The 6,524-nt window shown below is 48.5% G+C and carries 9 protein-coding genes and 1 tRNA gene; all 10 read right to left on the bottom strand.

Annotated elements, in window-relative coordinates:
- A partial coding sequence (locus tag JHL22_RS14920; RefSeq protein ID WP_200239233.1) for a GMC family oxidoreductase occupies positions 1–1,151 on the bottom strand: 1,151 nt, incomplete at its 3' end.
- Positions 1,152–1,295: 144 nt separating this feature from the next.
- On the bottom strand, positions 1,296–1,865 hold the full coding sequence (locus JHL22_RS14915) for a twin-arginine translocation signal domain-containing protein (RefSeq protein WP_234041331.1): 570 nt from the start codon (positions 1,863–1,865) through the stop codon (positions 1,296–1,298).
- A 176-nt stretch (positions 1,866–2,041) separates the two neighbouring features.
- Complete coding sequence (locus JHL22_RS14910) at positions 2,042–2,389, bottom strand: ribbon-helix-helix domain-containing protein (RefSeq protein ID WP_200239229.1); 348 nt, start codon at positions 2,387–2,389, stop codon at positions 2,042–2,044.
- A gap of 123 nt (positions 2,390–2,512) precedes the next feature.
- A complete protein-coding gene (locus JHL22_RS14905; RefSeq protein WP_200239226.1) occupies positions 2,513–2,908 on the bottom strand; it encodes a VOC family protein in 396 nt (131 codons plus the stop codon).
- Between the two features lie 133 nt (positions 2,909–3,041).
- Positions 3,042–3,833, bottom strand: coding sequence for a MetQ/NlpA family ABC transporter substrate-binding protein (locus tag JHL22_RS14900; RefSeq protein ID WP_200239224.1), 792 nt, complete (start codon positions 3,831–3,833; stop codon positions 3,042–3,044).
- A 13-nt stretch (positions 3,834–3,846) separates the two neighbouring features.
- Complete coding sequence (locus JHL22_RS14895) at positions 3,847–4,506, bottom strand: methionine ABC transporter permease (protein WP_200239222.1); 660 nt, start codon at positions 4,504–4,506, stop codon at positions 3,847–3,849.
- The gene (locus JHL22_RS14890) at positions 4,503–5,513 is read right to left on the bottom strand and encodes a methionine ABC transporter ATP-binding protein (RefSeq protein WP_200239221.1); all 1,011 of its coding nucleotides are present in this window, start codon (positions 5,511–5,513) and stop codon (positions 4,503–4,505) included. The genes JHL22_RS14895 and JHL22_RS14890 overlap by 4 nt, the downstream gene beginning before the upstream one ends.
- Positions 5,514–5,831: 318 nt before the next feature.
- Positions 5,832–5,907 (bottom strand) — tRNA-Val (locus tag JHL22_RS14885).
- 36 nt (positions 5,908–5,943) lie between these two features.
- Positions 5,944–6,255 carry a 30S ribosomal protein S10 gene (gene rpsJ / locus JHL22_RS14880; protein WP_200239219.1) on the bottom strand — a complete coding sequence of 104 codons (312 nt, stop codon included), beginning with the start codon at positions 6,253–6,255 and terminating at the stop codon, positions 5,944–5,946.
- Between the two features lie 104 nt (positions 6,256–6,359).
- Positions 6,360–6,524, bottom strand: a 165-nt coding sequence (locus tag JHL22_RS14875) for an EF-Tu C-terminal domain-related protein (protein WP_503488464.1), incomplete at its 5' end; no start/stop codon positions are given.

Genomic DNA, 6,524 nt, shown 5'->3' with positions numbered 1-6,524 from the left:
ATCCACAAACCAGCCGTATAATCATAGGCATCCATATACGAAGCAAAATCAGCCCCCCAACTGCCCGGATCAAAGAAAGCGGCATAAAACGGCAGGCCCAGGGCCACGGTTTCAAGCTCATACCCCCCCACAAACCCCCGTTTTTCGTTGTGAATGGCTTCATCCTGCACAATACCCGCCATGGTCGTTCCCCGATACATATGTACCGGCTCATCAAACACCGCATAGACCGAACCCGTTGTATGACGCATATAATTGCGGCCTACCTGCCCGGAACTGTTCGCCAGCCCATCCTTGAATTTGGACGAAGCCGACATCAGCAACAGACGTGGCGTTTCAATGGAGTTGCCCGCCACACAAACCACCCGCGCCGCCTGGCGTTGTTCTTTGCCGTCCTTGTCAAAATAAACAATGCCGGTCACCTTGCCGGTATCGTCATGCTCAATCTGCGCCACATGGCATTGATCGCGCAATTCCAGGTTGCCGGTTTTTTCAGCTGCCGGGATTTCCGTATATAACGTAGACCACTTCGCACCCACCTTACAGCCCTGAAAACAGAAGCCCTGCTGGATACAGACTCCCCGGCCGTCACGGGGCCGGCTGTTAATCGCCATATGTCCTGTACTGACCTTGTTGTAGCCAATTTTGGTAGCACCGTCATACATGATCTTGAAATTATTATTGCCCGGCAATCCGGGAATATCATTGGTTCTGGTCACACCCAATTTATCTTCCGCCCTGGCATAATACGGCTCCAGCTCTTGCAGGGTAATGGGCCAATCCAGCAAGTTGGCATCCTTGAGATCACCATAATGGGTCCGGGCCCTGAACTCATGATCCTGTAACCGCAACGACGCCCCTGCCCAGTGAGTGGTGGTGCCACCTACCGTTTTACAGATCCATGTGGGCAGGTTCGGAAAATCCCGCACCAGCCGAAAACTACCCGAGGTAGTCCGGTTATCCAGCCAGGCCAATTGCTGGAATGATTTCCACTCATCCTGCACAAAGGTTTCTATACTCTGCCGGGCACCTGCCTCAAACAGCACCACCTTGATGCCTTTCTGGCATAACTCGTTGGCCAGCGTGCCACCCCCAGCCCCTGAGCCAATAATAACGACAACACTATCGTCTTTCTGGTTAAATGTAGTCATGTCCTGTCTCCGCTATTCTTTATTTATAAGTCATTGATATGGAGCCCCTGCCAGCGACCGGTGCTCTTTTGGCATCGCATTGCTATTTCCTGACGGGCCTTATTCCTGCCCACCAACGCAGGCCTGCATTGGCCGCGCCCTTATTCAGGATGCAAAGGGAGGGCTGGCCTCAACCGGTGGATCAGGCAGCCATTTCAGGTCATCAAAACCATTTTTCAGATAACCACCACGGGAAAAAACCTCACCCTCATAACCAAAATATTTATAAGCCATATCGTTGTCATACAAAGACGTAACACCCTGGCCCCGCACCTTGCGGAAAAACGGGTTACCCTCTTTTTCCATGGCCTTCAGTATGTCGGTCTGCTTTTCAAGAGACAGTTTGGCAAAATCACCCCCCGCCGCCGCATTCAGTTTTTCCACACCCGCCTTGACCAATTCTGCACCGGCTGCTTCCTGTGCCGATGCATCAATATCCTTAACCAGCAGGGCATAGACCGCATCAGGCAAATCCTTGTGTGGATACAGGGCCTTAGCCATGGCAAGGATAGTATCGGCCTGCAACTGGTTAAGCTGTTTCAGCTCAAGCGCCCAAACCCTGGATGGGGCCAGCGTGGCCAAGATAGACCCGGAGGCCAGCATCCCGGTCAGGATTGCCGAACCTTTCAGGAAGCTGCGTCGGGTCAGGGTGCCAGCCTGCCTGTGAACTTTCATTTTTGTTTCCATCGTCTTTCCTTTGTGAATTTTTTATTCCTGACTGCACTTATCTGTTTTTTATTATTAATTTATTATCAACTCATATAAGGCAACCGGGTAACATCCACGTACTACATCTTTTAAGGTTTACCCTTAATCAGCAAAGACTGTCCTTATTCTTTAACGACCGGTTTTTAACGGTCTTGCCTGGCCGGTAACCCCGGTGTTTTGCCTGCCATGAGTTTCATTTCATTCAGGAACAGTCCTGCCTTGCCGGCAATATGCCGTACCGCCTGGTAACGCATACAGGTTACACGCAGGAAAGAAGTGAAATTGGTTGCTTCGCCCCGATAGGCATAAACTTCATCGTATAACTGGGCAATCAGCTGGTTGGTAGTTACGCCATCATTCTCGGCCAGTTCCGCCAGCGTTTCCCAAAACATGTTTTCAAGCCGGATACTGGTTACCACCCTGGCAATCCGGACAGAACGGCTACGGCTTTCATACATGATCGGGTCTGTTTGTGAGTATATGCTGCACATCGTTGTCTCCGTGATGAATAAAAGCTGCCTTATTTTATGATTAGTCTTTGGCAGGATTCACAATCCAGCGGCAAGCTTCTGGCCGGTAACAACCGGCCTTTTTATTATAGCCAGCCTCAATACCTATTGGTAATGTCCCAGTTTTTTTAACACTTCAATCTTATAACCATCCGGGTCCTGAACGAAAAAGAACTGGGCCAGCACCGTATCACCATCCCTGAATGTCTTGATTTCAAGCGGATTCAATCCTGCTGCGGCAAAACGGGCATGCTCCGCTTCAAGATCATCCACACAAATGGCGACATGACCATAACCGTCACCATGAGTGTAAGGTTCTTCTCGATCCTTATTGTAAGTCAACTCAATTTCCATATCGTTTTCCGGACCCCGCAAATAGCACAGGGTAAAAGTGGGGAAATCCAGCTCATGGGAAGGCGCCAGCCCAAAAGCGGTTTTATAAAATGCCTTGGATGCTTCCAGGTCCTTGCAGCGAATCATAACGTGAATAATTTTTGCCATCTCAAACCTCTTAACATAATCGAATGGTTCAATTATGGCTTTTAATTGCCAGGGTCCGGTAATAACCGGGTACTACAAAAGAAAATGGCCGACATATCACCCAACATGCCGGCCATTATTCCAATCATTTCAATTAAAACGCAGGAACAATCGCGCCTTTATATTGCTCAGCGATAAATGCCTTCACGTCTTCGCTTTGCAGGGCTTTTATCAACTTGCCAATTTTTTCTGATTTTTCTTGCTCGGGAATAGTAGCAACCAGGTTGGCATACGGTGATTCCGCATCTTCAATAAACAGCGCATCCTGGGTAGGATTCAGGCCGGCTTCCAGTGCATAGTTGGTATTAATCAGGGCAACATCCACGTCTTCCAATACACGGGGCAGAGTGGCCGCTTCCAGTTCCTTGAATTTCAGGTTTTTGGGATTCTCGACAATGTCGCGTGAAGTCGCCAGCAAATTGCTGGGGTCTTTCAGCTTGATCAAGTCATGCTGCTGCAGCAAAAGCAAAGCACGTGCGCCATTGGAAGGATCGTTGGGAATCGCAACCAGGGCACCATCTTTAAGCTCGCTGATAGCCTTGATTTTTTTGGAGTAAGCGCCAAAAGGCTCTACGTGCACCAGACCGACCGATACCAGGTTGGTGCCTTTCTCTTTATTGAAGGTATCCAGATAAGGTTTGTGCTGGAAAAAATTGGCGTCCAGCTGTTTGTCGGCCACTTGCTGGTTAGGCTGCACGTAATCGGTAAATACCTTGATTTCAAGGTCAATACCGTCTTTGGCCAAGGCCGGTTTGATATGCTCCAGAAGTTCGGCATGCGGAACCGGGGTAGCCGCAATGCTTAATTTTTCATTGGCAGCCGCATTACTAAGCCCAACCACACTTGATGCCAATACCAGACCTGCAAAAATTTTTTTAATTTGCATAAGATGCTCCATACTATTTTCTGTTAAATTTAACGACCAACCGATCGCCCAGCATCTGAACCAGCTGGACCATCACTATCAAAACAACCACCGTTACAATCATGACCTCGGACTGATAACGTTGGTACCCAAAACGAATGGCCACATCACCCAGCCCACCACCACCAATTACACCAGACATAGCAGAATAACCAATAAGTGTAATCGCGGTGACCACAATCGCGCTAATAATGCCTGTTGTGGCCTCGGGCAATAAGGCCCACATGACCGTTTGCCGTGAATTGGCACCCATGGCATTACAGGCCTCATTAATGCCCGGATCTATTTCACGCAAGACGTTTTCCACCAACCGCGCAAAAAACGGTGCTGCGCCAACCACCAAGGGCGGAATCGCACCACTCACCCCCAGGGCACTGCCCATCACAAGACGGGTAAACGGGATCAGTACAATCAGCAAAATGATAAATGGCACCGATCGCAACACATTCACCACCAGAGACAAGACCTGGTAGACTGCCTTGTTTTCAAGTAGCTGGCGTTCACTGCTCAGGTACAGGTAAACCCCCAACGGCAAACCAATCACAACCGTCAACAACAAGGACCATCCCGTCATCAGCAGGGTATCAATCGTGGCTTCACCAATCAATGGCCAATCAACTCTATCCCAGTTCATGGTTTCAATACCTCATATTCAACATTTTGCGCCTTGAAAAAGGCTGCCAAAGGGGCATATTGTTTTTCTTCGCTGTCCACCGCCAGCACCAGCTGGCCATACGGCGTGTCCTTGATTTTACCAACCGCACCCTGCAAAATACTCAGGTTTACATTCAATTCCCGGCTTGCATGGCTTAACAGAGGCTGAGCTGTTGCCATCCCCCGGTAGGTAAGACGGATAATGCGGCCTTGCACGCCTTCAACCAACTCCCGCCAGCTATTGGCATCCACCCCGCTTTCCGATAGCAAGGCCATGGTGGTTGGATGCTGCGGATGCAGGAAAACATCCAACACTTCACCTATTTCCGCAATTTTGCCGCCATCAATAATGGCCACCTGGTCACAGATAGAGCGGATCACATCCATGCCATGGGTAATCAGGACAATCGTAATACCCAGGCGTTTATTGATATCTGCCAGCAAGCCAAGAATGGATTGCGTTGTTTCTGGGTCCAGGGCGCTGGTCGCTTCATCACACAGCAACAGTTCCGGCTTGTTGGCCAAGGCTCTGGCAATACCCACCCTTTGCTGCTGGCCACCCGACAATTGACGGGGATATTTGTGAATATGGTCTGTCAGGCCCACCAGATTCAGCAACTCAATGGCGCGTTCGTGACGTTCTTTTTTTGGCAGGCCGGCAAGCCGCAGGGGAAAGCAGACATTATCCAGCACGGTTCGGGAAGTGAGCAGGTTAAAGTGCTGAAACACCATACCGATTTTCTGGCGCACTTTCCTGAGCTGGGCCTCGGAAATAATCGTAATGTCCCGCTCATTGATGAACACCTTGCCCTGCGTTGGTTTTTCAAGCAGGTTCAACATGCGGATAAGCGTGCTTTTGCCGGCCCCGGAGCGACCGATAATGCCAAAAATCTTGCCCCTTTCAATTTGCAGGTCTATGCCTGACAAAGCATGAAGGGTTTTATCTTTTGTTTTGTAGGTTTTAAGAATGTTCTCTAAGCGGATCAACGCATTTCCCAATCATGACCATTTTATGAGCGCTATTTTATATGACTGTTCTATATTTGTTTTTATTTGCTTATAGATTCCAGTTATATAAAATTCCCCGTTCAAAACGGTAAATTAATCACAGGCATTACTCGCCACCGAATCCGATAATATAACGGTTTTCTGGTGTCGTGTTAAACATTCCATTACCTTTCCTTGCACATACCATTGCGCAGCCCTTGTCGGATGTTCTTATAACTGTACAGAAAAAATGTAATGAAAGCGGAAGAGGAAAAAAAATACCGTGCCACAGGCACGGTATTTTCTATATATACTTGATGGTGGGTGCTACAGGGGTCGAACCTGTGACCTACGCCTTGTAAGGGCGCCGCTCTACCAACTGAGCTAAGCACCCATCTAGTAAACTTTGTTCGCTAAGAAAGCAAGTATTTTATTGCAATGCGATTTCTACGTCAACACCTGCAGGCAGGTCAAGTCGCATTAATGCATCAACTGTTTTGTCTGTTGGATCTACAATATCCATCAAACGTTGATGAGTACGGATCTCGAACTGGTCACGGGAAGTTTTGTTCACGTGTGGAGAGCGTAATACGTCAAAACGTTTGATACGTGTTGGCAGTGGAACTGGACCACGTACAACAGCGCCTGTGCGCTTGGCGGTATCAACAATTTCAGCTGCTGATTGATCGATCAGTTTGTAGTCAAAAGCTTTCAAACGGATACGGATTTTTTGGTTTTTCATTGTATTTCCCAAAGAACAATATAAAGAACAAATTGCCTTGCCCACAGGACAAGGCAATTGAGCATTGTAGCATTAATTACTTAATACCACACGCACATAATGCATTAAGCGTTGATTTTAGCAACAACGCCGGCGCCAACGGTACGGCCGCCTTCACGAATCGCAAAACGCAGACCTTCTTCCATCGCGATAGGCGCAATCAGTTCCACGTCCATAGAGACGTTATCACCAGGCAGAACCATTTCTTTTTCTGCAGGCAATGTGATGGT

The organism is Advenella mandrilli (genome assembly GCF_016595155.1).
Classification (GTDB): Bacteria; Pseudomonadota; Gammaproteobacteria; order Burkholderiales; family Burkholderiaceae_B; genus Advenella; species Advenella mandrilli.
The sequence above is the reverse complement of the archived record's forward strand: the minus strand, read 5'-3'. Positions and strand labels throughout refer to the sequence as shown.